At 73.1% G+C, this 25,564-nt stretch carries 20 protein-coding genes; 8 read left to right on the top strand and 12 right to left on the bottom strand.

Annotated features, from left to right (window positions below; all coding sequences use genetic code 11):
* Window position 1: 1 nt before the first annotated feature.
* Entirely contained in the window at window positions 2–2,320 is a 2,319-nt protein-coding gene (locus tag OG946_RS18185) for an ATP-binding SpoIIE family protein phosphatase (RefSeq protein WP_326797117.1), read from the top strand.
* A gap of 18 nt (window positions 2,321–2,338) precedes the next feature.
* Here the strand turns inward: OG946_RS18185 and OG946_RS18180 are convergent, their stop codons facing one another.
* Window positions 2,339–3,298: a pirin family protein gene (locus tag OG946_RS18180; RefSeq protein WP_326797116.1), complete on the bottom strand. Its 960-nt coding sequence runs from the start codon at window positions 3,296–3,298 to the stop codon at window positions 2,339–2,341.
* A 75-nt stretch (window positions 3,299–3,373) separates the two neighbouring features.
* Complete coding sequence (locus OG946_RS18175; RefSeq protein ID WP_047016866.1) at window positions 3,374–3,889, bottom strand: SseB family protein; 516 nt, start codon at window positions 3,887–3,889, stop codon at window positions 3,374–3,376.
* Between the two features lie 145 nt (window positions 3,890–4,034).
* Here OG946_RS18175 and OG946_RS18170 point away from each other — a divergent pair, with 145 nt between their 5' ends.
* Window positions 4,035–5,861 carry an acyl-CoA dehydrogenase gene (locus tag OG946_RS18170; protein ID WP_326797115.1) on the top strand — a complete coding sequence of 609 codons (1,827 nt, stop codon included), beginning with the start codon at window positions 4,035–4,037 and terminating at the stop codon, window positions 5,859–5,861.
* A 96-nt stretch (window positions 5,862–5,957) separates the two neighbouring features.
* On the opposite strand, the gene OG946_RS18165 is transcribed toward OG946_RS18170, so the two are convergent.
* Window positions 5,958–6,905, bottom strand: coding sequence for a sulfotransferase family protein (locus OG946_RS18165; protein WP_326797114.1), 948 nt, complete (start codon window positions 6,903–6,905; stop codon window positions 5,958–5,960).
* Between the two features lie 168 nt (window positions 6,906–7,073).
* On the opposite strand from OG946_RS18165, the gene OG946_RS18160 reads away from it, so the two are divergent.
* Both OG946_RS18160 and OG946_RS18155 read left to right on the top strand, forming a co-directional pair.
* Window positions 7,074–8,477 carry a M18 family aminopeptidase gene (locus OG946_RS18160; protein ID WP_326797113.1) on the top strand — a complete coding sequence of 468 codons (1,404 nt, stop codon included), beginning with the start codon at window positions 7,074–7,076 and terminating at the stop codon, window positions 8,475–8,477.
* Window positions 8,478–8,708: 231 nt separating this feature from the next.
* The gene (locus OG946_RS18155; protein ID WP_326797112.1) at window positions 8,709–9,005 is read left to right on the top strand and encodes a hypothetical protein; all 297 of its coding nucleotides are present in this window, start codon (window positions 8,709–8,711) and stop codon (window positions 9,003–9,005) included.
* On the opposite strand, the gene OG946_RS18150 is transcribed toward OG946_RS18155, so the two are convergent.
* The 3 genes from OG946_RS18150 to OG946_RS18140 form a co-directional block, all read right to left on the bottom strand.
* On the bottom strand, window positions 9,002–9,298 hold the full coding sequence (locus OG946_RS18150) for a hypothetical protein (protein WP_326797111.1): 297 nt from the start codon (window positions 9,296–9,298) through the stop codon (window positions 9,002–9,004). The two genes, OG946_RS18155 and OG946_RS18150, sit on opposite strands and share 4 nt — an antisense overlap.
* A 46-nt stretch (window positions 9,299–9,344) precedes the next feature.
* The gene (locus OG946_RS18145) at window positions 9,345–11,216 is read right to left on the bottom strand and encodes an NHL domain-containing thioredoxin family protein (protein WP_326797110.1); all 1,872 of its coding nucleotides are present in this window, start codon (window positions 11,214–11,216) and stop codon (window positions 9,345–9,347) included.
* 69 nt (window positions 11,217–11,285) lie between these two features.
* The gene (locus OG946_RS18140) at window positions 11,286–12,068 is read right to left on the bottom strand and encodes a nitrilase-related carbon-nitrogen hydrolase (protein WP_326797109.1); all 783 of its coding nucleotides are present in this window, start codon (window positions 12,066–12,068) and stop codon (window positions 11,286–11,288) included.
* A 133-nt stretch (window positions 12,069–12,201) separates the two neighbouring features.
* Here OG946_RS18140 and OG946_RS18135 point away from each other — a divergent pair, with 133 nt between their 5' ends.
* Window positions 12,202–13,026, top strand: coding sequence for a maleylpyruvate isomerase family mycothiol-dependent enzyme (locus OG946_RS18135; protein WP_326797108.1), 825 nt, complete (start codon window positions 12,202–12,204; stop codon window positions 13,024–13,026).
* Window positions 13,027–13,265: 239 nt separating this feature from the next.
* The gene (locus tag OG946_RS18130) at window positions 13,266–14,396 is read left to right on the top strand and encodes a rod shape-determining protein (protein WP_326797107.1); all 1,131 of its coding nucleotides are present in this window, start codon (window positions 13,266–13,268) and stop codon (window positions 14,394–14,396) included.
* Window positions 14,397–14,423: 27 nt separating this feature from the next.
* Here the strand turns inward: OG946_RS18130 and OG946_RS18125 are convergent, their stop codons facing one another.
* The 5 genes from OG946_RS18125 to pdhA all read right to left on the bottom strand — a co-directional run bounded on the left by OG946_RS18125 (window position 14,424) and on the right by pdhA (window position 20,676).
* Window positions 14,424–15,737 carry an MFS transporter gene (locus OG946_RS18125; protein ID WP_326797106.1) on the bottom strand — a complete coding sequence of 438 codons (1,314 nt, stop codon included), beginning with the start codon at window positions 15,735–15,737 and terminating at the stop codon, window positions 14,424–14,426.
* Window positions 15,734–16,396: a GntR family transcriptional regulator gene (locus OG946_RS18120; RefSeq protein ID WP_326797105.1), complete on the bottom strand. Its 663-nt coding sequence runs from the start codon at window positions 16,394–16,396 to the stop codon at window positions 15,734–15,736. The genes OG946_RS18125 and OG946_RS18120 overlap by 4 nt, the downstream gene beginning before the upstream one ends.
* A 135-nt stretch (window positions 16,397–16,531) precedes the next feature.
* The gene (locus OG946_RS18115) at window positions 16,532–18,235 is read right to left on the bottom strand and encodes a dihydrolipoamide acetyltransferase family protein (RefSeq protein ID WP_326800296.1); all 1,704 of its coding nucleotides are present in this window, start codon (window positions 18,233–18,235) and stop codon (window positions 16,532–16,534) included.
* Between the two features lie 21 nt (window positions 18,236–18,256).
* On the bottom strand, window positions 18,257–19,237 hold the full coding sequence (locus OG946_RS18110; RefSeq protein WP_326797104.1) for an alpha-ketoacid dehydrogenase subunit beta: 981 nt from the start codon (window positions 19,235–19,237) through the stop codon (window positions 18,257–18,259).
* A gap of 2 nt (window positions 19,238–19,239) precedes the next feature.
* The gene (gene pdhA / locus OG946_RS18105) at window positions 19,240–20,676 is read right to left on the bottom strand and encodes a pyruvate dehydrogenase (acetyl-transferring) E1 component subunit alpha (RefSeq protein ID WP_326797103.1); all 1,437 of its coding nucleotides are present in this window, start codon (window positions 20,674–20,676) and stop codon (window positions 19,240–19,242) included.
* Window positions 20,677–21,028: 352 nt separating this feature from the next.
* Here pdhA and OG946_RS18100 point away from each other — a divergent pair, with 352 nt between their 5' ends.
* Window positions 21,029–21,721, top strand: a complete 693-nt coding sequence (locus tag OG946_RS18100) for a response regulator transcription factor (RefSeq protein WP_326797102.1) — start codon at window positions 21,029–21,031, stop codon at window positions 21,719–21,721.
* Between the two features lie 127 nt (window positions 21,722–21,848).
* On the opposite strand, the gene OG946_RS18095 is transcribed toward OG946_RS18100, so the two are convergent.
* Complete coding sequence (locus tag OG946_RS18095; RefSeq protein ID WP_326797101.1) at window positions 21,849–23,492, bottom strand: protein kinase domain-containing protein; 1,644 nt, start codon at window positions 23,490–23,492, stop codon at window positions 21,849–21,851.
* A 350-nt stretch (window positions 23,493–23,842) separates the two neighbouring features.
* Here OG946_RS18095 and OG946_RS18090 point away from each other — a divergent pair, with 350 nt between their 5' ends.
* Window positions 23,843–25,498, top strand: coding sequence for a protein kinase domain-containing protein (locus OG946_RS18090; protein ID WP_326797100.1), 1,656 nt, complete (start codon window positions 23,843–23,845; stop codon window positions 25,496–25,498).
* The last annotated feature ends 66 nt before the right edge of the window (window positions 25,499–25,564 follow it).

Genomic DNA, 25,564 nt, shown 5'->3' with positions numbered 1-25,564 from the left:
AATGCACACCGAGGAGGTCCTGGCTGCCGTCGGCACCGGGGTGTGGAGCTGGGACACCGCCTCCGGCACCGTGACCATGGACGCCGAGGCCGCCCGGCTCGTCGGGCTGCCCGAGCGGCCGACGGAGACGACGGCGGCCGACGTCCGGGGCCGCTGCCACGGGGTGGACTACGTCGAGCTGGCCGGGGCGATGGACCTGGCCCGCGCGGAGGGCACCGTGGCGGAGGCGCGGCTGCGGATCGTGGACGAGCGGGGGACGGTGCTGCGGGTCGTACGGACCAGGATGCGGCCGTTCCGCGGCGGTGAGCCGGCGGAGGGGGGACACGGTACGGACCGGGCGCCGGGCGCAGGTCCCGACGCGGGTACGGGCGGCGGCCCGGCCGCGGGCCCCGGCACTGGCACCGGCACCGGCACCGGCACCGGCACCGGCACCGGGCCCGCTGCCGCCACCGGCCCCGCCGCGGCCGACGACTCCGGCGACGTGGTCATGTCCGGCATCGTGCAGGAGGTCGTCGAACCTCCCCCAGAGCGCTCCGCACCTGGGCGGTGCCCCCAGCCCGGCGCCAGCGCCGGCACCTCCCCGCCGTCGCCGCTGACCAGCGACTGGCGGCTGTCCCGCGAGGCGTTCCTCCTCGACGCGGGGCGCGCCCTGGCCGAGTCCCGCGGCACCGACCAGGTGCTGCGCGTCGCCGCGTCCCTGTCGATGCCCGGCTTCTCGCCCGACGGCATGGCCGTCTTCGGCGTCGAGGGCAACCACCTCAAGGTGATCGGCCAGCACGGCTACCGCCCCGAGGACGAGGAGCCCTTCCACGACATCCCCCTCGACTCCGACTACCCCGGCTCCGTCGCCGTCCGCACCGGCCGCGCCATCTACATCGCCGGCCGCGAGGAGTACCGCCGCCGCTTCCCCGAGGCGTGGCGGCTCGCCGGCCGGCTGGGCCGGCGCTCGTGGGCGTACGTGCCGCTGATCGTGGCCGGCCGGGTCATCGGCGTGTGGCTGGCGGCCTTCTCCCACCCCGCGCCCTTCACCCCCGACGAGCGCTCCGTGCTCACCACCGTCGCACGCATGCTCGCGCAGGCGCTGTCCCGGGCGCACGTGCACGAGTCCGAGCGCGAACTCTCCGCCGGGCTGCAGCGCAGCCTGATGCCGGAGGAGGTGCCGCCGACGCCGGGCATGACCGTCGCCGCGCGCTACGTGCCGACCGGCGGCGGTCTGGAGATCGGCGGCGACTGGTACGACGTGATCACGCTGCCGGCCGGCAAGACGGCCGTGGTCATCGGCGACGTGCAGGGCCACGACGTACGCGCCGCCGGGCTGATGAGCCAGTTGCGCATCGCCATCCGCGCGTACGCCTCGGAGGGCCACCACCCCGACGCCGTACTCACCCGCGCCTCGCACTTCCTCACCCAGCTCAACCAGCGCGAGGGCCTCGAAGGCGACTCCCCGCCCGACGACGCCGACCCCCGCTTCGCCACCTGCCTCTACATCAAGGCCGACCCGGCCACCGGCACCCTCCACATCGCCCGCGCCGGCCACCTCGACCCGGCCATGGGCATCGGCGACGGCACCCTCCTCGTCCGCCCCACCGAGGGCGGCCTGCCCCTCGGCGTCGTCGAGGACCCGGACTATCCCGTCACCCGGCTGGTCCTGGAGCCGGGCGAGCTGATGCTGCTGTGCAGCGACGGGCTCATCGAGACCGGCGGCCACGACCTGGAGACCGGCCGCGACCGGCTGCGCCGGGCCTTCGCCGAGCACGTCGGGGACGACCTGGAGACGCTGGCGGACGGGCTCATCGACGCCGCCAGCGGCCCCGGCTCCCACGCCACCCCCGGCCCGCACGCGGAGCGCCGGGAGGACGACATCGCGCTCGTCCTCCTCCGCCGCGACCTGCCGCCGGCCGAAGTCGAACCGGGCGCCGCCCCCGCCACCGGCCGCCACATGCACCTCACCGTCCCCCAGGCGGAGCAGCAGCGCACCGCGGACGCCCGCCACGAACTGCGCGCGATGCTCTTCGACTGGTCCACCCCCGCGCAGGTCGACTCCGCGGAACTGGTCCTCTCCGAGCTCATCGCCAACGTCCTGCTGCACACCGACAGCGACGCCGACATCAGCGCCGACGTCGACGGCCCGCGCGGCAACCGCACCCTCCGCGTCACCGTCTCCGACGCCGACACCGGCCTCCCCCACCTCCGCCACCCGGGCGAGATGTCCTCCTCGGGCCGCGGCCTGTTCCTGCTCCAGGAACTGTCGGGCGAGTGGGGCACGGAGCCCCGGGGCGACGGCAAGGAGATCTGGTGCGAGTTCCACGAGGAGGACTGACGAACCCCTGACGGAGGCTCAGGCGCCGTCCGTGGCGGGGACGGTGCCGAGGCGGCCTGATTGGAAGTCTTCGAAGGCCTGGGCCAGTTCGACGCGGGTGTTCATCACGAACGGGCCGTACTGCATCATCGGCTCCCGGATCGGCAGGCCGCCCAGCAGGACGACCTCGAAGGTCTCGCTGCGGGAGTCCTGCGTGGCGTCCGCCCGGACCGTCAGCGTCTCGCCGGGGCCGAAGAGCACCGCCTGGCCCCTCGCGAAGGGGCGGGACCCGGGGCCCGCGGTGCCGCTGCCGGCGAGGGCGTAGGCGAGGGCGTTGAAGTCCGCGCGCCAGGGGAGGGTCACCGCCGCGCCGGGGCTGACGGTGGCGTGGATCAGGGTGATGGGGGTGTGCGTCGCGCCCGGGCCCGCGTGGCCCGCGAGGTCGCCGGCGATCAGGCGGAGCAGCGCGCCGCCGTCGGCGGAGGCGAGGAGCTTGACGTTCCGGCCGCGGAGGTCCTGGTACTTCGGCGGGATCATCTTGTCCGCGCGCGGCAGGTTCACCCACAGTTGCAGCCCGTGGAAGAGGCCGCCGCTGACGACCAGCTCCTCCGGCGGGGTCTCGATGTGCAGGAGCCCGCTGCCGGCGGTCATCCACTGGGTGTCGCCGTCCGTGATGACCCCGCCGCCGCCCTGGGAGTCCCGGTGCACGAGCGTGCCGTCGATGATGTACGTCACGGTCTCGAAGCCGCGGTGCGGGTGCCAGGGGGTCCCCTTCGGCTCGCCGGCCCCGTAGTCGACCTCACCCATGTGATCCAACATGATGAACGGATCGAGATGGGCGTAGCCGATGCCGGCGAACGCGCGGCGGACCGGGAAGCCCTCGCCCTCGTAGCCCTGCGGCGCGGTGCTGACCGTACGTACCGAGCGGGCCTCGGCGGAGGGCGGGGGCGGGGAGATCCGGGGAAGGAGCAGGGGGTTGTCGGCGGTGACTGCAGGCATGGGGTCTCCTCGCTTGGTCCGCCCTCAGGTGGTTGAGGGCTAAACGACCTCCGGGAGCCCTCTCATTCCCTCCGCTCAGCCGTACATGCGGCGCATCGCGAAGTCGACCATCTCCTCGACCGCCTTCGCGTCCACGACCATCCGGTGGTCGCCCTCGATGTCGAGCACGAAGCCGTACCCCGTGGGCAGCAGGTCGATGACCTCCGCGCCGGTGACCGTGAAGTACTTCGACTCCCGGCCCGCGTAGCGCCGCAGCTCCTTCAGCGAGCTGAAGAGCGGGATCACCGGCTGCTGGGTGTTGTGCAGGGCGAGGAAGCCGGGGTTGTCGCCGCGGGGGCAGTAGATCTTGGAGGTGGCGAAGATCTGCTGGAAGTCCTCGGAGCCGATGGCCCCGCCGGTGAACGCCTTGACCGCGTCGGCGAGCGACGGCGGGGCGGGCTGGGACGGCTCGGGGTAGAGGGGCTGCTCGGCATAGCCGGGGGCGGGCTGGTCGTACGGCCCGGGCGGCGCGGCGTACTGATGCCCCTGCGGGGGCGCCTGGGGGTGGCCCGGCGGGGCGCCGTAACCGGCGGACTGGTCGTAGCCGTACATGCATTCAAGCCTAGCCGTGCCGCGGGCATACGGGTGGGGACTCCGCCAGCCGGAGGGATGTGACAAGACGAGGGTTGCGTTTTATTACTGGCGGGTAGCATCATGGGAGGTCGCTGATCCCTTATGCCTGATACGGAGCCTGCGCATGGGCCACTACAAGTCGAACCTCCGGGACATCGAGTTCAACCTCTTCGAGGTGCTGGGCCGCGGCGACGTCTACGGCACGGGCCCCTTCGAGGACATGGACACCGAGACCGCGCGGAGCGTCCTCACGGAGATCGCCCGGCTGGCCGAGAACGACCTGGCCGAGTCCTTCGCCGACGGCGACCGCAACCCGCCGGTCTTCGACCCGGAGACCGGCACCGCCCCCGTCCCGGCGGCCTTCAGGAAGTCGTACGAGACCTACATGGACGCCGAGTGGTGGCGCCTGGGCCTGCCCGAGGAGATCGGCGGCACGGCGACGCCCTCGTCGCTGATCTGGGCGTACGCCGAGATGGTGCTCGGCGCGAACCCGGCCGTGTGGATGTACGCCTCGGGTCCCGCCTTCGCGGGCGTGCTCTACGACGAGGGCACCGAGGAGCAGCGCAAGGCCGCGCGGCTGATGGTCGAGCGGCGCTGGGGCTCGACGATGGTGCTGACCGAGCCGGACGCCGGCTCCGACGTGGGCGCCGGGCGCGCGAAGGCGCTGGAGCAGCCGGACGGCACGTGGCACATCGAGGGCGTGAAGCGCTTCATCACCTCCGGCGAGCACGACATGTCGGAGAACATCGTGCACTTCGTGCTGGCCCGCCCCGAGGGCGCCGGGCCGGGCACGAAGGGGCTGAGCCTGTTCGTCGTGCCCAAGTACGACTTCGACTGGGAGACCGGCGAGCTGGGCGAGCGCAACGGCGTCTACGCCACCAACGTCGAGCACAAGATGGGCCTGAAGGTCTCCAACACCTGCGAGCTGACCTTCGGTGACCGGCACCCGGCGAAGGGCTGGCTGCTCGGCGGCAAGCACGACGGCATCCGCCAGATGTTCAAGATCATCGAGTTTGCCCGGATGATGGTCGGTACGAAGGCCATCGCCACCCTCTCGACCGGCTACCTCAACGCGCTGGAGTACGCGAAGGAGCGCGTCCAGGGCCCGGACCTGGCGCAGTTCACCGACAAGACCGCGCCGCGGGTGACCATCACGCACCACCCGGACGTGCGCCGCTCGCTGATGACGCAGAAGGCGTACGCCGAGGGCATGCGCGCCCTCGTCCTCTACACCGCCTCCGTACAGGACACCATCCAGGTCCGCGAGGCCGCCGGCGAGGACACCTCGGAGCAGCACGAGCTGAACGACCTGCTGCTGCCCATCGTCAAGGGGTACGGGTCGGAGAAGTCGTACGAGCAGCTCGCCCAGTCGCTGCAGACCTTCGGCGGCTCCGGCTATCTGCAGGAGTACCCGATCGAGCAGTACATCCGGGACGCGAAGATCGACACCCTCTACGAGGGCACCACCGCCATCCAGGGGCAGGACTACTTCTTCCGGAAGATCGTCCGCAACCAGGGGCAGGCGCTCACCTCGCTCGCCGAGGAGATCAAGAAGTTCCTGGCCGAGGCGGTCGGCGGGGAGCAACTGGCCGCCGCGCGGGACGAGCTGGCCAGGGCCGCGGTGGACCTGGAGGCCATCGTCGGGGTGATGCTGACCGACCTCGCGGCCACCGAGAAGGACGTGAAGTCCATCTACAAGGTGGGGCTCAACACCACCCGCCTGCTGATGGCCTCCGGCGACGTCGTCATCGGCTACCTGCTGCTCAAGGGCGCCGCGGTGGCCGCGGAGAAGCTGCCGACTGCGGCGGCGAAGGACGTGCCGTTCTACCAGGGGAAGATCGCGGCGGCGACGTTCTTCGCGCGGAACGTGCTTCCGGGCGTCGGCGTGCAGCGGTCGCTGGCGGAGAGCACGGACCAGTCGCTGATGGAGCTGGACGAGGCCGCGTTCTGAGGCGCGGGACCGGCGGGCCCGGGTCCGGATACGGCGCCTTCTGACGACGACGAAGGCGCCGGATCCGGACCCCCCGGAGGGCTCGGAGGGGCGGGGTCAGTCCCGGTAGCCCCAGGCGGCGGCGTACTCCGCCATCTTCGGCGACAGCTCGGCGGACCCTTCCTCGAAGGTGCGGGCCGCCTGTATCCGGCCGGACTTGATGTTGTCGCTGCGGTCGCCGAGGTTCGGGCGGAGCCGGCCGTGGTCCTGCTCGCCGTACGCCAGCATCGACTCCTCGAACTCCACCTCCAGGTACGCGCACACGCCGCGCATGACCCGCTCGGGGTCGGAGGTGAGGTCCTCGTACGTGAGGGTGTGGCCGTCGAGCGCGGTGCGGGCCCGCTCCAGCGGCTCGAAGTACTTGAGCGCGTTCGCCTCGTTCTGGGCGCGGGTGGAGGTGTTGGACTTGCGGTTGTCCAGCGAGCTGACGACGCCCGCGGGGTGGCGCAGCAGGAAGAGGAACTTCGCCTTCGGCCAGGCGTGCGTCAGCCGCTCCCAGGCCCACACGTTGCCCGGCGTCTTGTCGACGACGATGTCCTTGCCGCTGCGCTCCAGCTCCAGATGGAGCACCCGGTCCCAGAGCACGTGCTCCAGCTCCACCTTGTCCAGGCCCAGTTCGAGCATGGACTGGTCGGAGAAGCCGGGGGTCAGCTCCACGCCGAGGGTGCGCAGGTGCAGCTCGTGCGGGGCGCGTATGCGGGAGTGGCTGTTGAGCAGCATGCGCAGCAGGGTGGAGCCGGAGCGCACCGGAGCGAGGACGAAGACCGGCGCCTCGACCTGCCGGGGCATGGCCTCCACCCCGTACTCCATCGCGACCGTCTGCTTGGGCGGGCGCGGGCCCTTCGGCTTGGCCTTCTCCGGCGTCTTCTGCGGCGTCGCGGCCTCGGGCGCCACCTGGGCCGCGGGTACCGCCTCCGCGCCCGGGCCGGTCAACTGCCGCGGCGGCCGGAGCGCCTCGCCCAGCAGCCTGGCTCTGCGCTTGATGCCCGTGTTCACGACTCCCATGGCGCCTCTGCCACCCTTCCTCGCACCGTGCCTGCCCGTCACTCCCCCCGCGCGGACGGCCGGTGCCTCATGGGCAACAGGCGACGCGCACCCGGAAGAACGTAGGACAACGATTCGGCAAAGGCAATGGCTCGATTCCGCTTCTCTCCCACGTCTTAGGCTTTGCCCATGACGTCTGCTCCCCCGCCCCGGTTCGACCGCAGCCACACCGATGACCTCGCCGGGTACCTCACCGCCTCCCCCACGCCGTACCACGCCGTGGCGGAAGCCGCCCGGCGGCTGGAAAAGGCCGGGTTCACACAGCTCCGGGAGACCGACGCCTGGGACGCGACGGCCGGCGGCCGCTACGTGCTGCGCGGCGGCGCGCTCATCGCCTGGTACGTGCCGGAAGGCAGCGCCCCCGAGACGCCGTTCCACATCGTCGGCGCCCACACGGACTCGCCCAACCTGCGGGTCAAGCCGGTGCCGGACACCGGCGGGCACGGATGGCGGCAGATCGCCGTGGAGGTCTACGGCGGGCCGCTGCTCAACAGTTGGCTGGACCGGGACCTGGGTCTCGCGGGCCGGCTGACACTGCGCCCGGGCGCGATGCACGCGGGCGCGGGCGGCGGGGGCCACACGGGCACGGACGTGCCGGATACGGGTGCCGCGGGCGCGGGCGGCGGTGCCCGGGGGCCGGGCGGCGCCGAGGTGCGGCTGGTCAACGTCGACCGGCCGCTGCTGCGCGTACCGCAGCTCGCCATCCACCTCGACCGGGGCGTGGTCACCGAGGGCCTCAAGCTCGACAAGCAGCGCCACTCGACGCCGATCTGGGGGCTGGGCCCCGTGCACGAGGGCGACCTCATCGAGTTCCTGGCCGCGGAGGCCGGGGTCGCGGCGGGCGACGTCATCGGCTGGGACCTGATGGTCCACAGCGTCGAGCCGCCGGCCTACCTCGGCCGCGACCGCGAACTGCTCGCGGGCCCGCGCATGGACAACCTCCTCTCCGTACACGCCGGCGTCGCCGCCCTCGCCGCCGCGGCCACAGCCGACACCCCGCCGACCACGATCCCCGTGCTGGCCGCCTTCGACCACGAGGAGACCGGCAGCCAGTCCGACACCGGCGCGGAAGGCCCCCTCCTCGGCACCGTCCTGCGCCGCACCGTCGCCGCCCGCGGCGGCTCGTACGACGACACCGCCCGCGCCCTGGCCGGCTCCGTCTGCCTCTCCTCCGACACCGGCCACGCCGTGCACCCCAACTACCCCGAGCGCCACGAGCCGGGCCACCACCCGATGCCGAACGGCGGCCCGATCCTCAAGGTCAACGTCAACCAGCGCTACGCCACGGACGGCGCCGGCCGCGGGATCCTCGCCACCGCCTGCGAACGGGCCGGGGTGCCGTGGCAGACCTTCGTCTCCAACAACGCGATGCCCTGCGGCACGACCATCGGCCCCATCACGGCGGCCCGCCACGGGATCACGACCGTGGACATCGGGGTGGCCATCCTCTCGATGCACTCGGCGCGGGAGCTGTGCGGCGCGGAGGACCCGCACCTGCTGGCCGGCGCGCTGGCGGCGTTCCTGACGGAGTGACCCCGGCGGGCCGCCTTTCGTGGTCGCGTAGTCGTAGTCGTGGGCTTGGCGTGCAGGCGCTGTCACGGGTCGCGGGTGCGGGCCTGCTTCCTGGGCGTGAGCGTGCCCGCGGCTGGTGCGTGGGCGGGTTCGGGCCCGCGGTGCCGCCCGCGGGGCGTCACGCGTACGGCTTGATGGCGACCGTGGCGTCGAGTTCGAGCGAGTTCTCCCCCGCCGGGGCCGGCAGGTCCGATGGACGACGTCACGGCGGGGGAGCGGGCGGTCATCGCGGAACTGGACCGGCTCCGCGGGGCGGAGGACCTGGAGCTGGCCCGGCGGTTCGCGGCGGGGCAGGGGGGAGAGGGCGAGGAGTCGGAGGAGGGCTGGCTGCGGGGGTCACGCGGGCTGAGTCACCTGACGAAGGAGCAGTTGGACGCCTTCCACGACGACTACCTGAAGCTCCTGGCCAAGTACCGCCACACCCCCGAGGACGCCGCCCCGGGCGCGCGCCCGGTCCACCTGCGGTGGTTCGGCATCCCGGCGGACTAGGCGGCGGGCTCCTCGGGCAGGCGGTCGGCGAGGGCCTGAACCGCGGCCAAGACCGTGGCGAAGCCCTCGGTCACCTTGGTGTCAAGCGCGTCGATCCGCTGGCTCTGCTCCAACTGCGTCTCGCGCAATGCCTCCAGCACCTTCCGGTGCGCCCGCATTTCGAGCTTCAGATCCGCCACGTCCCGATCGTTTATGGCGACCATCGCGTGCGTCTGCGACATCTGGTCGTGGACGGCGTCCACGCGGGCCTCCAGGGTCTCCACACGGCGACGAAGCTCGTCGGACTCACTCATACGGCCTAGCGTATCTGACCTGCACCGATGCAGGGTCGCTTCTCCACTAAGCGTCTTCCTCTTCCCTTTCCTCCCCCTCGTCCATCCCCGCCAGGATCAGCGGCAGCCGCCGCGCCCCCGACTCCGTGACGCGGATCGGGACGCCCCAGTCCTGTTGGTGTACGTGGCACGCCGGGTACTCCACCGCCGGGTCGTCGTCGCAGCTCGCCGCCATCGCCGAGACGTGCAGCACACCCTCCCCCGGGCCGTCCGCCGCCAGGGTCACCTCGCGGGTCAGGTCCGTGCCCTGCCCCTCGCCGCCCGCCAGCAGCGACGGCGGGGTGGCGCTCACCAGGAGGCGGGTCGCCGGGCCGTAGCGGGTGTCGAGTTTCTGGCCCGGCGGGGGGCGGAAGACGACGTCCAGCGACAGGGCGCCCGGGGCCACGTCCGTCGCCGCGCGCTGCGTGCGGTGGGCGACCGGGGTCACGCGGACCGCCTCGTCCGGGAGCCGGAGGCGCGTCAGGCGGTGCCGGGCGGACTCGACGACCACGATCTCGTCGCCGTCCACCACCGCGTCCGAGGGCTCCCGCAGGTCCGTCGCCAGGGTGGTCACGGTGCCGGTGGCCGGGTCGTAGCGGCGCAGGGCGTGGTTGTACGTGTCCGAGACCGCCACCGAGCCGTCCGGCAGCGCCGTGACGCCCAGCGGGTGCTGGAGCAGCGCCTCGCCGGCCGGGCCGTCGCGGTGACCGAAGTCGAAGAGCCCGGTGCCGACCGCCGTGTGCACCCTGGCCCGCTGCCCCGGCCCGGCGCCCGGCTCCAGCCAGCGCAGCGCCGACGTCTCCGAGTCCGCGATCCACAGCCGGCCGTCCGTCGCCGCCAGCCCCGACGGCTGCGCGAACCACGCCTCCTCCGCGGGCCCGTCGAGCAGCCCCTCGCTCGTCGTGCCGGCCGCCGCCTGCACGGTCTCCGTCTCCGGGTCGTACGTCCACAGTTGGTGGACCCCCGCCATCGCGATCCACAGCCGGCCGTCGAACCACGCCACGTCCCACGGCGACGACAGGTCGACCTCGCGCCCCCGCCCCGACGCCGGCGAGCCCTGCCACCACTGCCGCCCGGTCCCCGCCAGCGTCGTCACAGACCCGGTACCGAGGTCGACGGCCCTGACCGCGTGGTTCACGGTGTCCGCCACCGCCACCGCGCCGGACGGCAGCAGCGCCAGCCCCTGCGGCTCGTTGAAGCGCGGCGCGGTCCCGTCCGCGTAGCCCCGCTCCCCGCTCCCGATCGACCGCACCACCGTCTCGCCGTCCGGCTCCAGCTCCACCAGCCGGTGCCGCGTCGTGTCCGAGACGAGCAGGTTGCCCGACGGCAGCCGCAGCGCCTTCCCGGGGAACCGCAGATGCGTCGCCACCGGCTCCGGCGCCCCTCCCCCAGCTACCGCCGGGGGTGCCCCCAGACCGTCTCCCCGCCGCAGCGTGCCCTTCGCCGCGTGCTCCGCCTCCAGCTCCGCGACCAGCCGCTCGATGGCGTGGACGTGCCCCTCCCCGGCGTGCTGCGCGACGATGTACCCCTCCGGGTCGATCACCACCAGCGTCGGCCACGCCCGCACCGCGTACTGTTTCCACGTCGCCAGCTCCGGGTCGTCCAGCACCGGGTGGTGCACCCCGTAGCGCTCGACGGCGTCCACGACCGCGGCGTGCTCCGCCTCATGGACGAACTTCGGCGAGTGCACGCCGACGACGACCACCGTGTCCCGGTGCTTCTCCTCCAGCTCGCGCAGCTCGTCCAGGACGTGCAGGCAGTTGATGCAGCAGAACGTCCAGAAGTCCAGGATCACGATGCGGCCGCGCAGCGCGGCGAGGCTCAGCTCCGCCCCGCCGGTGTTCAGCCAGCCGCCGCTGCCGGCCGGCTCGGGAGCCCGTACCCGGGCACGTTTCGCCATAAGCAGAGCCAACCACACCCCTGACGCGCCCATTCCCCACCGGCCGCGTCGGTCCCGGCAGCCCCGGCGCTACGGCCGCCCCAGCACCCGGTCCCGCAGCGCGGGGAACTCCTCCCGCGTCCGCGCCACCCGCGCCGGATCCAGCTCCGCCCGCAGGACTTCCTCCCCTTCGCCCGCCTCGGCCAGGATCTCGCCCCACGGGTCCACGATCATGCTGTGCCCCGCCTGCTCCACCCCGCCCGTCGTCCCCGCCGTGCCGCAGGCCAGGACGAACGCCTGGTTCTCCACCGCCCGCGCCTGCGCCAGCAGCCGCCAGTGCGCGCGCCGCTTCGCGGGCCAGCCCGCCGGGACGACGAAGGTCTGCGCGCCCTTGTCGGTCAGGGCCCGGAACAGCTCGGGGAAGCGCAGGTCGTAGCAGGTGGCGAGGCCCACGACGGTGCCGGGGAGGTCCGCGGTCACGACCTCGTCGCCCGCGCCCATGAGGACGGCCTCGCCGCGGTCGAAGCCGAAGCGGTGGATCTTGCGGTACGTGCGCGCCGGCTCGCCGTCCGGCGCGTAGAGCAGGCTCGTGTTGAACAGCGTCCCCGCCGCGTCCCGCTCCACGATCGAGCCCGCGTGCAGCCACACGCCCGCGTCCCGGGCCGCCGCCGCCATCGCCGCCGCCGTGGGACCGTCGAGGGTCTCCGCCGCGGCCGCGAAGTCCTCGAACGCGAACGCGCCCACGTGCCACAGCTCCGGCAGCACCACCAGCCCGGAGCCCTCCTCGGCACGGACGAGCGCCGCCGCGCGGGCTCGTCGGCTTTCCACGGTTTCATCCGGATCCACCCGAAACTGGATCAGAGAAGCGCGCACCTTACCACCACCTCGAAGCCCAAGTCGTGTGCGTCACCGCATAATCGTCGCCCGAAAGCACTGCCGGGGCACCCGTGCGCAGCGTAACTTAGGGCCTGCCGTGCATCTCGCGAACGATCCCGTAAGGGGTAGTGTGACCGTCCACTCCAGCCTCCAGCCGTCCATCGATGCCTGGGCCCACTCGGCCGAGGCCATTTCCGAACTCGTGGCACCGCTCTCCGAGGGGGAGTGGAGCGGTCGAAGCGGACTGCCGGGGTGGTCCGTGCGGGATGTCGTCTCCCACATCATCGGCGCCGAGTGCGAGGCACTCGGCGACCCCCGGCCGATCCACAACCTGCCGGCCGACCTCATGCACATCACGAGCGAGAAGGCGCGCTACGTCGAGGTGCAGGTCGACACGCGCCGCCACCACACCGCGCCGGAGATGACCGCCGACCTTGAGTACACGCTGATCCGCCGCCGGCGCCAGCTCCGCGACGAGAAGCGCGCGCCGGAGGCCAAGGTGCGCGGGGCGTTCGGCAGCGAGATGACGCTCGCGGAGCTGACGCACTACCGCGCCTTCGACATATGGGTGCACGAGCAGGACATCCGCCGCGCGCTCGGCAAGCCGGGGAACATCGACTCGCCGGGCGCGCACCTCGTGCGCGACGAGCTGCTGGCGCGGCTGCCGAAGGTGGTGGCCGAGGACGCGGCGGCGCGGCCGGGGTCGATCGTGGTCGTGGACGTGACGGGCCCGGTGGAGTTCATGCGGACGGTACGGGTCGGGGAGGACGGCCGCGGCTCCATCGACGGCAGCGTCTCGCTCGGGCCGACGGTGACGCTGACGACGGACTGGGAGACGTACCTGTGGCTGGCGACGGGCCGGCTGCGGGCGACCGCGGCGGCGGACCGGGTGAAGGCGGAGGGCGACCCGCAACTGGCGGAGGCGGTCCTGCGGAACTTCACGGTGACGGACTGAGGGCGGGCCCGGATACGGCGCCCTGACGGCCGGTACGGCGCCCTGACCGCGGCCGTACGGCACCTGACGGTCCGTACGGCACCTGCGGCCCCGCCCGTGCGACGCCGCCCGCAGGCGCCCGCCCACAGGCGCCCGTACGGGCCGGGACGGGGGCACCTCCTCACCCGTAAGGGGGCAGCCCTCATCCGACCGGCACAGCCCGGCGGGCGCCCCGCGCCCGGTCACCCCAGGCTGATCATGTGAGTATCAGCCAGGAACAGCTTCTCCGTTGCAGCGTCGCCGTCGACGTCGGGGCCACCCGCACCCGCGTCTACCTCAGGGGCATCGGCCTCGTCGTGGACGAGCCGAGTGCCGTCGCCCTCAACTCCCATACCGGTGCCCTGGTGGCCGTCGGCGGGCAGGCCGAGGCGATGACCGGCCGTACCCCCGACCACATCCAGGTCGTGCGGCCCGTGGGGCCGAACGGCATCACCGACATCGAGATGGCCCAGCGCATGCTGCGCCACCTCATCCACGCCAAGGTCCGCAGATCCTGGCGCTTCCACCCCTCGCTACGGGCCGCGGCGTGCACCCCGCACGACGCCGAGCCGCTGACGCAGCGGGCGATGATCGACACGCTGGCGGGGCTGGGCGCCAAGCGGGTCATCCTCGTCGACACCCTCATCGCCACGGCGGTGGGCTGCGGGCTGCCGGTGCCGGCGGCGGAGGGCACGCTGATCGTGGTGTGCGGTGCGGCGATGACGCAGATCGCCGTGCTGTCGCTGGGCAACGTGGTCGCCGCGGAGAAGGTGCCGGTGGGCGGGCAGGCGGTGGACCGGGCGCTGGTGGAGCACCTGCGCATCAACCACGAGATGATGCTGCGCAGCCACACCGTCAGCCAGGTGCACCACGACCTCTCGATCGCCGGCGCGCAGGGCGCGGCGACGCTGGAGGTGCTCGGCCGCGACGTGGTCTCCGGCCGCCCCCGTACGGTCCAGGTCGACCCGGCGGCGGTGGGGCAGGCGGCGGGGGTGCCGATGCTCGCGGTGCTGGACGGGATCCGCTCGGTGCTGCGCCGCTGCCCGCCGGACCTGGTGGCGGACATCGGGGACCGCGGGATCGTGCTGGCGGGCGAGAGCGCGACGATGCCGGGCCTGGAGACGATGCTGCGTACCTCGGTGGGGCTGCCCGTACGCATCGCGGAACGCCCGGACGTGGCGGCGGTGGTGGGCCTCGGCTCCATGATCGAGAACGGCGCCCCGCCGGAGGCCATCCCCGACGCGACCTCGGGCCCCGCGGGCTTCCACGAGCCCAACCCGGCCCCGCAGCCCAACCCGGCCCCGCAGCCCAACCAGGCCCCCGAAGTGGCCACGGAGGTGGCGACGGACTAGGTCACGGACGCTTGCCGCGGACCCGCTTCACGCGGGGACGTGGACGGCCGAGACACGGCTTGCGACCAGGCGTTCGCGTTCGCGGCGGTGGGCTCGGCGGCGCAGGCGCAGGATCTGGGTGGTGCCCAGGATCTGCAGGACGAAGATGCTCGCGAAGGCGATGCCGTAGCGGTCACCCGTCGCGTCCAGCAGCAGGCCCACCGCCAGCAGCGTGGTGATCGACGCCGTGAAGCCGCCCATGTTGACGATGCCGGACGCCGTGCCCAGCCGCTCCGGCGGGTTCGCCGGGCGGGCGAAGTCGAAGCCGATCATCGACGCGGGCCCGCACGCGCCCAGTACGCAGCACAGCACCACCAGCAGCCAGCCCGGCGCGTGCGCCCCCGGCCAGCTCAGCACCGTGCCCCACACCAGCGCCGTCGCCGCCACCGTGCCCAGCGCCAGCGGCAGCCGGGCCGCGTGGTGCCGGGCGACGAGCTGGCCGTAGACGAGGCCGACCGCCATGTTGGAGAGCACCAGCAGTGTCAGCAATTGGCCGGCCTCGGCGCGGCTCGCGCCCTGGGCCTCGACGAGGAACGGCAGCCCCCACAGCAACAGGAAGACCATCGCCGGGAACTGGGTGGTGAAGTGCACCCAGAAGCCCAGCCGGGTGCCCGGCTCGCGCCAGGCGCCGGTTATCTGCGCCCGGATGCCGCGGCCGTGGTGGTCCTCCGGGGGCGGGGGTACGTAGTCGCGGGGCTGGTCGCGCAGGAAGAGCAGGACGAGGACGAGCATGACCGCGCCGGCCACCGCGCTGCCCGCGAAGGTCGGGGTCCAGCCGAACTCCTGGAGCATGCGGGAGAGTACGAGCGTCGAGACCAGGTTGCCCGCCATCCCGACGAGCCCCGCGAGCTGCGCTATCAGCGGCCCGCGGCGGGCGGGGAACCAGCGCGAGCCCAGCCGCAGGATGCTGATGAACGTCATCGCGTCGCCGCAGCCCAGCAGCGCGCGGGAGGCGAGGGCGGTGCCGTACGTGCCGGAGAGCGCGAAGCCGAACTGCCCCGCCGTGTACAGGACGATGCCCATCGCCAGCACCCGGCGCGTGCCGAGCCGGTCGACGAGCAGGCCGACGGGGATCTGCATCCCGGCGTAGACGAGGAGCTGGAGTACGGAGAAGCCCGACAGGGCGGAGGCGCCGACGTCGAAGCGCTCGGCGGCGTCGATGCCGGCGACGCCCAGGCTCGTACGGTACGTGACGGCGACGAAGTAGACGGCGACGCCGAGGCTCCAGACGGCGGCGGCCGTCAGGCCGCCGGACGGGTCGCCGGGCAGGCCGCGGGCGCCCCCCGCGCGCACGGCGGTCACCGCAGGTCCCCGCGCAACAGGTTCCGTACGGAGGCGACGTGGCCGTGCACCGCGGCGGCGGCGGTGTCCGCGCTGCCGCTGCGCAGCGCCTGGAGGATCTCGGCGTGCTCGGCGAGCGAGCGGCGCATGCGGTCGGGCTGGGCGTTCATGAGCGCGACGCCCATGCGGAGCTGGCGGTCGCGGAGTTGGTCGTAGAGGCGGACGAGGATGGCGTTGCCCGCGTTGCGGACGATCGCGGCGTGGAAGCAGCGGTCGGTGACGGACGCGGCGGCGCGGTCGTCGGCCTCGACGTGCCGGCGCTGCTCCTCCAGCAGCTCTTCGAGCCGGGTGAGCAGCGCGGCGGGCGCGGGTACGGACCGGCGGGCGGCGTGCTCCTCGACGAGCATCCGGGTCTCGACGACGTCGGCGATCTCCTGCGCGGAGACGGGCAGGACGAACGCGCCCTTCTTCGGGTACAGCTCCAGCAGCCCCTCCGCCTGCAGCCGCAGCAGCGCCTCGCGCACGGGCGTACGGGAGACGCCGACGGCCTCGGCCAGCTCGCCCTCGGTGAGCATCGTGCCGCCCTCGTAACGCCGTTCCAGCACACCTTGTTTGACGTGGGCGTAGACGCGGTCGGCGGCGGGCGCGGGCTTGGCGGGGGCGGCGGGGCTCGGGGGCATGCGCACAGCATAGATACCACACGTATGCGTACGCCGCGGACGTCCGCGATGCGGACAGGAGTTCATGGGTACGTACGCACGCCAACGCCCCCGGCACCCTGCTGAAGAGGGCCGGGGGCGTGGACCTGGCGCGGGTCAGCCCCAGGTGAGCAGCCGCTTCGGCCGCTCCAGGACCGCCGCGACGTCCGCGAGCACCTTCGAGCCCAACTCCCCGTCGACCAGGCGGTGGTCGAAGGAGAGCGCGAGCGTCGTCACGTGCCGCGGCTTGACCTTGCCCTTGTGCACCCACGGCTGGAGCTTGATCGCGCCGAAGGCGAGGATCGCCGGCTCGCCGGGGTTGAGGATCGGCGTGCCGGTGTCGATGCCGAAGACGCCGACGTTGGTGATGGTCACCGAGCCGTTCTGCATCGCCTCCGGCGTCGTCCTGCCCTCGCGGGCGGTGGCCACCAGCCCGGCCAGCTCGGTGGCCAGCTCGGGGAGCGATCTGGCGTGCGCGTCCTTGATGTTCGGCACGATCAGGCCCCGGGGGGTGGCCGCGGCGATGCCGAGGTTCACGTAGTGCCTGCGGACGATCTCCTGACGGTCCTCGTCCCAGGCGGAGTTGACCTCGGGGTTGCGCCGGATCGCCAGCAGCAGGGCCTTGGCGACGATCAGCAGCGGGTTGATCCGCAGCCCGGCGAGATCGGGGTCCTCCTTCAGCTCCCGTACGAGCTTCATCGTGCGGGTGACGTCGACGGTGACGAACTCCGTGACGTGCGGCGCGGTGAAGGCGCTCGCGACCATCGCCTGGGCAGTGGCCTTGCGGACGCCCTTGATGGGGATCCGGGTCTCGCGGGCGGTGGCCGCCGGTTCGGCGGCGGGGGCCGGGTGGGCGGCCGGCTCGGCGGCCGGTACGGGCTGCGCGGGCGCGGCCGGCGCCGGGGCCGCGGCGGCGTGGACGTCGTCACGGGTGATGACGCCGCCGTCGCCGGTGGGCACGACGGCGGCGAGGTCGACCCCGAGGTCCTTGGCGAGCTTGCGCACGGGCGGCTTGGCGAGAACGCGACCGCCTGCGGGGCCGCCTGCGGCGGGCACGGCGGGTGCCGCGGCGGGTGCCGCGGCGGCGGGGGCGCCCGGCTCCGCGGTAGAGCCGTGTGCTCCCGGCATGTCCGTGATGCCGCCCGCGGCAGTGGCGCCGGACGGAGCGGAGGCGCCGTGGCCGGCCGCGGGGGCAGCCGTGCCGGTGCCGACCGGGCCGCCGGGCGCCTGCGGCGCCGGCTGTGGTGCCGCCTGGCCGTTCAACTCGCCCTGGATCGCGGCCGCCGCCACCGACGCCTCGGCGCCGGGCTGCGGCTTGCGCGGCCGGCGCTTCGTCGAGCTCTGCGCCACGCCGTAGCCGACGAGCACCGGCTCCCGCTTGGTGCCACCGGACTCGGCGCCCGGCTCGCCGGGCTGCGCCGCGGGCGCCGGCCCGGCGGCGTCACCGCCGGACACGCCCTCCGTTCCGGCCGTCGGTTTCGCGGACCCCGCGCCCGCGCGAGCGGTCCCGTCGGCCGGGGCCTCGGTCCCACCGGGTCCGGGGGCGGCCCCGGGTTCCACGGCCCCGGGTTCCGTGTCGACGGCGATGATCGGCGTACCGACGTCGACCGTGTCACCCTCGGCGAAGCGGATCTCCTGCACCACCCCGTCGTACGGGATCGGCAGCTCGACGGCCGCCTTCGCCGTCTCCACCTCGCACACCACCATGCCGTCGTGCACGGCGTCGCCAGGCTGGACGTACCACTTGAGGATCTCCGCCTCGGTCAGGCCCTCGCCCACGTCGGGCAGCCTGAACTCGCGGAGGCGCGCGGTGTTGCTCATGGTCACGGACACGCTCCCTGTTCAGTACGCAAGCGCGCGGTCGACGGCATCGAGCACCCGGTCAAGGTTGGGGAGGTACTCCTCCTCCAGCCTCGCCGGCGGGTACGGCGCGTGGAAGCCGCCGACGCGCAGCACCGGGGCCTCCAGATGGTAGAAGCACCGCTCCGTGATGCGTGCGGCGATCTCCCCGCCGGACCCGTAGAACACCGGGGCCTCGTGCACGACGACCAGCCTGCCGGTCTTCTCCACCGAGCGCTGCAGGGTGTCGAAGTCGATCGGCGACATCGACCGCAGGTCCACGACCTCCAGCGACGTGCCCTCCTCCGCGGCCGCCGCGGCGACCTCCAGACACGTCTTCACCATCGGCCCGTACGCGGCGAGCGTGAGGTCCGTGCCCTCCCGGGCGACCCGCGCCTCGTGCAGCGGACCGGGGATCGCGGAGGTGTTGACCTCGCCCTTGTCCCAGTAGCGCCGCTTGGGCTCGAAGAAGATCACCGGGTCGTCGCTGTGGATGGCCTGCTGGAGCATCCAGTACGCGTCCGCCGGCGTCGAGGGCGAGACGCACTTCAGCCCCGCCACGTGCGCGAACAGCGCCTCCGGCGACTCGCTGTGGTGCTCGACGGCGCCGATGCCGCCGCCGTAGGGGATCCGGATGACGACCGGCAGCTTGACCGTGCCCAGCGCCCGCGCGTGCATCTTCGCGAGCTGCGTGACGATCTGGTCGTACGCGGGGAAGACGAACCCGTCGAACTGGATCTCCACCACCGGCCGGTAGCCCCGCAGCGCCAGCCCGATCGCGGTGCCGACGATGCCGGACTCGGCCAGCGGCGAGTCGATGACCCGGTCCTCGCCGAAGTCCTTCTGCAGCCCGTCGGTGACGCGGAAGACGCCGCCGAGCTTGCCGACGTCCTCGCCGATGACGAGCACCTTGGCGTCGTCCTCCATGGCCGTGCGCAGCGATGCGTTGATCGCCTTGGCCAGCGCCATCTTCTCGACCGCCATGGTCAGTGCCCCTTCCCGGCGGCGGCGCCCGCCTCGTCCGCGAAGGACGCCTGGTACGCCGCGTACTGCGTCCGCTCCTCGTCGACGAGGGCGTGCCCGTCGGCGTAGATGTTCTCGAACATGGCCATGGGGTCCGGGTCCGCCATGGTCCTGATGGCCTCGCGCACCCGCTTGGCCAGCGCGTCGCTCTCCTCGTCCAGCTCGGCGAAGAACGCCGCGTCGGCGAGCTTCTCCCGCTCCAGCAGGGTGCGCAGCCGCAGGATCGGGTCCTTGGCCTCCCAGGCGGCGCGCTCGTCGTCGCGGCGGTAGCGGGTGGGGTCGTCGGAGGTGGTGTGGGCGCCCATGCGGTACGTGTACGCCTCGATCAGCATCGGGCCCTGGCCGGAGCGGGCGTGCTCCAGCGCCTTGCGGGTGACGGCGAGGACGGCGAGCACGTCGTTGCCGTCGACGCGGACGCCGGGGAAGCCGTAGCCGGCGGCGCGGCGGTAGAGCGGGACACGGCTCTGGCGCTCGGTGGGCTCGGAGATGGCCCACTGGTTGTTCTGGCAGAAGAAGACGACCGGGGCGTTGTAGACGGCGGCGAAGGTGAACGACTCGGCGACGTCGCCCTGGCTGGAGGCGCCGTCGCCGAAGTACGCCACGACGGCGGAGTCGGCGCCGTCCTTGGCGACGCCCATGGCGTAGCCGGTGGCGTGCAGCGTCTGGGAGCCGATGACGATCGTGTAGAGCTGGAAGTTGTTGCTGTTCGGGTCCCAGCCGCCGTTGTTCACGCCGCGGAACATGCCGAGCAGCAGCGTCGGGTCCACGCCGCGGCACCAGGCGACGCCGTGCTCGCGGTACGTGGGGAAGACGTAGTCGTCCTCGTGGGTCGCCCGTCCCGAGCCGACCTGGGCGGCCTCCTGGCCGAGCAGCGAAGGCCACAGGCCCAGCTCGCCCTGGCGCTGGAGGGTGACGGCCTCGGCGTCGAAGCGGCGGGTGAGGACCATGTCGCGGTAGAGGCCGCGCAGCTCTTCCGGGCTCGGGTCGACCGCGTACTCGGGGTGCTCGACGCGCTCGCCCTCGGGGGTGAGGAGCTGGACCAGCTCGGGGGGCTCGGCGGCGCCGTCGCCGTGCGGCAGGGTTGCGGCGGATGCGGTCGCCTTCTTGACCGCTTTCGCGGGTGCCGTCTTGGCTGCTTTGGCGGTCTTGGCCTTCTTCGCGGGCCCGGCGGCGGCCGTCTTCTTCGCGGGTGCCGTCTTCTTCGCCGCGGTCTTCTTGGCGGCGGCCTTCTTGGCGGGCGGCTTGGCGTTCGCCGTCGCCTTCCCGGCCGGCGTCTTGCTGGCCGCTGCCTTCTTCGCGGGCGTCCCGGGCGCCGCCGTCGCGGCGGCACTCCCGCCGTCGCTCCCGCTGGTGCGCTTGCTGCTGCGGCGCGGGTCGCGCGCGGCAGTGCTCTCGGTCACGGTCTCTCCTGACGTCTCTCCGGCCCCCGGGATCGCCGGTGGCCTTCGGTCCCCCGCGGCAGCGGAGGGCGGCTCACCCCATTCCCATATGTGCACGGGGTGGGTGCACCGATGGGTACGGGGGTGACAGGCGCCCGGCATCCTTCCCACTGGCAGGCACGTTACACAGTGGGCCGCTGCTTCGCGAAGCGGTCCTGACCTGCGGTTTTGCTTTGATTTCCTAGTAATGCAGGAGCCGGCTCGCCTCGTCGGCATCAGGTCCACTGGTCACAGCCTCGCAGGCTGCCGGGACACTGGCACGTTATCCCGGCGGCCCTGAGCGCGGGAAGACCCGGTATGTGAGACTGGGAAAGTGGCCATAGACGGAAAAATCACCGTATTCCTACTCGATGACCACGAAGTGGTCCGTCGGGGGGTACACGAGATGCTTCAGGCCGAGCCGGACATCGAGGTCGTCGGCGAGGCCGGCACCGCGGCCGACGCGCTCGTCCGCATCCCCGCGGTACGGCCCGACGTGGCCGTGCTGGACGTCCGGCTGCCCGACGGCAGCGGCGTCGAGGTCTGCCGGGAGATCCGCTCCCGGGACGAGAGCATCAAGTGCCTCATGCTCACCTCGTTCGCCGACGACGAGGCCCTCTTCGACGCGATCATGGCGGGCGCGTCCGGGTACGTGCTGAAGGCCATCCGCGGCAACGAGCTGCTGACCGCCGTACGGGACGTGGCCGCCGGCAGGTCGCTGCTCGACCCGGTGGCGACGGCGCGGGTGCTGGAGCGGCTGCGCGCCGGCGGGCGCGGGCGGGAGGACGAGCGGCTGGCCGGGCTGACGGACCAGGAGCGCCGGATCCTCGACCTGATCGGCGAGGGGCTGACGAACCGGGCCATCGGCGAGCGGCTGCACCTGGCCGAGAAGACGATCAAGAACTACGTGTCCAGCCTGCTGTCGAAGCTGAACATGGAGCGCCGGTCGCAGGCGGCGGCGTACGTCGCCCGGCGCCAGGCGGAACAGGGCGGCAGCAGCGACCGGGACAGGCACCGGGAGGACTGAGGTCTGTCTTCAATCTCCCGTCTGCGCCGCCCGCCCTACGGGCGAACGACGCGAGATTGAAGACAGACCCTAGGGCCGGGGGCAGGACACCCCCGGCCGGGGGCGGGAGGGGCGGCTCCCCCTCCCCTCAGCCTTCGGTGCCGGTGGAGCCGCCGTTGGCCTGGCCCCCGTCGACGACCTCGCCGCCGATCTCGCCGCCCTCGACCTCGCCCGTCGTCTCCCCGTTCGTCTCGCCCGTGGTCTCGCCGGTCGTCTCCCCGGTGGTCTCGCCCGTCGTGCTGCCGCCGCTCTCGGTCGTGCTGCCGCTGCCCTCGCTCGTGCTGCCGCCGACGTCGTCGGTCGGCTCGCTGGGCGATCCCGTGGGGCTGCCGGTGCCGGTCGGGCTGTCCGTCGGCGAGGTGGTGGGCGGGGGCTCGGAGGTCTCCTCCCACGTCGGCTCGTCGTCGTGGTACGTCGGCTCCTCCTCCGTGGGCGAGGGCGAGTCCTCCTCCTTCTCCTTGTCCTTCGTCGGACTCGGCTCCTGCTTCGTCGGCGTCGGCGGCGCCTGCTTCTTGTTCTCGTCGTCCCCGCCGCTCAGCGCGAAGGCCACGCCCAGCACTATGGCGACCACCGCCAGCGCCGCGATCGCCCACATCCTGCCGCGCCCGCGGCCCGCCCGGCGCGGGCCGGGCTCGAAGCCGCCGTCGTCGGGGCCGCTGGCCCGCAGCAGCCGCGGCGGGGTGTCGCCGCCCGCGGAGGCGAGCGCCGCGGTGGCCGCGGTGGCGCCGACGGCCGGGGTGCCCATCGGCGGCGTACCGCCGACGGCGACGGCGCCGGTGTCCCACGTGCCGGTGTGCGGGCCGACGTCGCGCAGCATGCGCAGCGCGTACTGCAGGAGGCCGAGCATCTCGTCGGCGGTCTGGAAGCGGTCCTCGGGCTCCTTGGCCAGCGCGCGCATCACCAGGCCGTCCAGCTCCGGCGGCGCGTCCTCGCTGATCTGGGACGGCGGCACGGCGTTGTCCTGCGCGTGCTGGTAGACCACGGCCAGCGGGGTCTCGCCGATGAACGGCGGGCGTCCGGTCAGCAGCTCGTACAGCAGGCAGCCGACCGCGTAGAGGTCGGAGCGGGTGTCGACGGCCCGGCCGAGCGCCTGCTCGGGGGAGAGGTACTGGGGCGTGCCCATGACCATGCCGGTCTGCGTCATGGTGGAGGCCGCGCCGTGCAGCGCGCGGGCGATGCCGAAGTCCATCACCTTCACGGCGCCCGTGGTGGTGATGATGACGTTCGCGGGCTTGATGTCGCGGTGGACGATGCTGTGCTGATGGCTGTACGCCAGCGCCTCCAGCACGCCCGAGATGATCAGCAGCGCCTGGTCGGGCGGCGGGATCTCGGCGCCGGTGAGCAGCTCCTTGATCGTCCGGCCCTCGACCAGCTCCATGACGATGTACGGCACGGTGCTGCCGGCGACCTGGTCCTCCCCCGAGTCGTACACCGCGACGACCGCGTGGTGGTTCAGGCCCGCGACCGACTGCGCCTCGCGCGTGAAGCGGGCCTTGGACACCGGGTCCTCGGCGAGGTCGCTGCGCAGCAGCTTGACCGCGACCTCGCGGCCCAGGCGCACGTCCTCCGCGGCGAAGACCTCGGCCATGCCGCCGCGGCCGAGGCGGCGGGTCAGCCGGTAGCGCCCGTCTCCGACGAGGCCGCCGACCCCCCAGTTCTCCGGAGAGTCAGCCATACCGCCGCGGCCCGGCCCGTTCGCCGACGGCTCCTCGGGGGGCTCCGTCTGTGACATCAGTTCCTCGCGGTGGTTTGGTCTCGTCGTCGTCTCGTCGTTGTTCCGTCGTCTGTCCGGTTACGGGGAACGCTACCTCCTGCCCCTGACACACCGGATCCCGCTGAACGGAACATGCAACCGGGTCCGGGGGTCCGTACGCAAATCCCGGACGGGGCCGGTGGTGGGGAGGGGTGCGCGGGGCGCGGGGCGCGAGGGGCCGCGGTGCGCGGTGGGTAAAGGGGTGGGTAAAGGGGGCGCAAAGGGACGGTGCAAGGGGGCAGGTGGTCACGGAACGGGCAACCCGCTTGACCTCTCCTCTGCCTGAGGCAGACTTTCAGCATCAGGCAGGCACCCGGGGGAGATCCAGCATGACCGAGTACGGCGGCCAGGACGACTACGCCGGCCGATCCGTGGGAGGGGGCCGCTACCGGCTCCTCGACCTGCTGGGCACGGGCGGCATGGCCTCCGTCCACCTCGCCCACGACACCGTGCTCGACCGTCAGGTCGCGGTGAAGACGCTCCACACGGAGCTGGGCCGCGAGGATTCCTTCCGCGAGCGCTTCCGCCGCGAGGCCCAGGCCGTCGCCCGGCTGTCGCACCAGAACGTCGTCTCCGTCTTCGACACCGGCGAGGACCGCTTCGCGGGCGACGGCGGCGGGCCGGTGCCGTACATCGTCATGGAGTACGTCGAGGGCCGCCCGCTGCGCTCGGTGCTCGACGAGGACGTGGCGCGGTTCGGCGCGATGCCCACGGAGAAGGCGCTGCGGATCGTCTCGGACGTGCTGGCCGCGCTCGACGCCAGCCACGAGATGGGCCTCGTCCACCGCGACATCAAGCCGGGGAACGTCATGATGACGCGCCGCGAGCAGGTCAAGGTGATGGACTTCGGCATCGCCCGCGCCGTGCAGTCGGGCGTCACGTCGATGACGCAGACGGGCATGGTCGTCGGCACCCCGCAGTACCTCTCCCCGGAACAGGCCCTGGGCCGCGGCGTCGACGCCCGCTCCGACCTGTATTCGGTGGGCGTGATGCTCTTCGAGCTGCTGACCGGCCGGCTGCCGTTCGACGCCGACTCGCCGCTGGCCATCGCGTACGCGCATGTGCAGGAGCCCCCGCCGGCGCCGTCGTCGATCAACATGACGGTGCCGCCGGTGGTCGACGCGCTGGTGGCGCGGGCGCTGGCGAAGAACCCCGGCGAACGGTTCCGCAGCGCCGAGGAGATGCGCGAGGAGGTGCGCCGGGCGGGCGGCATGACGCCGCCGGGCGCGATGCCGTCCGTCGTCGCGGGGGCGCACGCGCGCGACTCGGGCGCGGGGGTCGGCTCGGCGGTGTTCCCGCCCGTCAACCCGTACCACTCGCCGCCGCCCGGCGCCCCCACTCCGTACCAGCCGATGCAGCAGCAGGGCTTCGGCCCGCCGCAGCCGCAGCAGCAGCAGCCCCACGGCGGGTACGCGACGCCCCAGCCGTACTCGCTGAGCCCGCAGGGCGGGCCGGGCGGGGGTCATGGCGGCGGCAAGGGGAACCGGAACGTCGCGGTCATAGGGCTGACCGTCGTCATCGCCGTCGCGGTGATCGCGGCCGCCATCATCGTCGTCGCGCTCAACGGCGGCGACGACGGCGATCCCGAGGCCAAGCCGACCGGCCAGACGCAGCAGGACCCCGACTCCGACCCGACCGCGGACCCCGGCGACGACAGCGGCGGCGGGGGCGACGGCGGCAAGGGCGAGAACGAGATGATCCCGCCGGACCGCTCCCGCACGATCGACAAGACCCGCTGCACGGAGCCGATGACCGACCCCCAGAACGAGAAGCTGGTCCGGGTGCCGGACTTCACCTTCAAGGACTACCAGTCGGTGCGCGAGTGCCTGCGCGCCGCGCAGTGGTCGTACGAGGTGGACGAGGAGCCCGACGAGCTGTGGGGCAAGGACACCGTGCTGGAGCAGAACTTCGACGAGTACGACGACTACTTCGACCCGTCGAAGGACAAGCTGGAGCTGGTCATCGCGACGGGGTACAAGCAGTAGTCCTCCCCGTCCCGCACAGGGCTACGGGCCGGTTCGTACCGTGGTACGAACCGGCCCGGTGCCGTG

It is taken from the genome of Streptomyces sp. NBC_01808 (assembly GCF_035917395.1).
Taxonomy (GTDB): domain Bacteria; phylum Actinomycetota; class Actinomycetes; order Streptomycetales; family Streptomycetaceae; genus Streptomyces.
This window is presented reverse-complemented; position numbering and strand designations above follow the sequence as displayed.

What these genes read in the sequence shown, in the direction of transcription:
- OG946_RS18185 (WP_326797117.1), top strand. Translation starts at nt 2, where the DNA reads ATGCACACCGAGGAGGTCCTGGCTGCCGTCGGCACCGGGGTGTGGAGC.
- OG946_RS18170 (WP_326797115.1), top strand. Translation starts at nt 4,035, where the DNA reads ATGGGCCACTACAAGTCGAACCTCCGGGACATCGAGTTCAACCTCTTC.
- OG946_RS18180 (WP_326797116.1), bottom strand. Translation starts at nt 3,298, where the DNA reads ATGCCTGCAGTCACCGCCGACAACCCCCTGCTCCTTCCCCGGATCTCC.
- OG946_RS18175 (WP_047016866.1), bottom strand. Translation starts at nt 3,889, where the DNA reads ATGTACGGCTACGACCAGTCCGCCGGTTACGGCGCCCCGCCGGGCCAC.
- OG946_RS18115 (WP_326800296.1), bottom strand. Translation starts at nt 18,235, where the DNA reads ATGAGCAACACCGCGCGCCTCCGCGAGTTCAGGCTGCCCGACGTGGGC.
- OG946_RS18120 (WP_326797105.1), bottom strand. Translation starts at nt 16,396, where the DNA reads ATGCCCCCGAGCCCCGCCGCCCCCGCCAAGCCCGCGCCCGCCGCCGAC.
- OG946_RS18095 (WP_326797101.1), bottom strand. Translation starts at nt 23,492, where the DNA reads ATGTCACAGACGGAGCCCCCCGAGGAGCCGTCGGCGAACGGGCCGGGC.
- OG946_RS18090 (WP_326797100.1), top strand. Translation starts at nt 23,843, where the DNA reads ATGACCGAGTACGGCGGCCAGGACGACTACGCCGGCCGATCCGTGGGA.
- OG946_RS18165 (WP_326797114.1), bottom strand. Translation starts at nt 6,905, where the DNA reads ATGGGAGTCGTGAACACGGGCATCAAGCGCAGAGCCAGGCTGCTGGGC.
- OG946_RS18110 (WP_326797104.1), bottom strand. Translation starts at nt 19,237, where the DNA reads ATGGCGGTCGAGAAGATGGCGCTGGCCAAGGCGATCAACGCATCGCTG.
- OG946_RS18145 (WP_326797110.1), bottom strand. Translation starts at nt 11,216, where the DNA reads ATGGCGAAACGTGCCCGGGTACGGGCTCCCGAGCCGGCCGGCAGCGGC.
- OG946_RS18150 (WP_326797111.1), bottom strand. Translation starts at nt 9,298, where the DNA reads ATGAGTGAGTCCGACGAGCTTCGTCGCCGTGTGGAGACCCTGGAGGCC.
- OG946_RS18160 (WP_326797113.1), top strand. Translation starts at nt 7,074, where the DNA reads ATGACGTCTGCTCCCCCGCCCCGGTTCGACCGCAGCCACACCGATGAC.
- OG946_RS18155 (WP_326797112.1), top strand. Translation starts at nt 8,709, where the DNA reads ATGGACGACGTCACGGCGGGGGAGCGGGCGGTCATCGCGGAACTGGAC.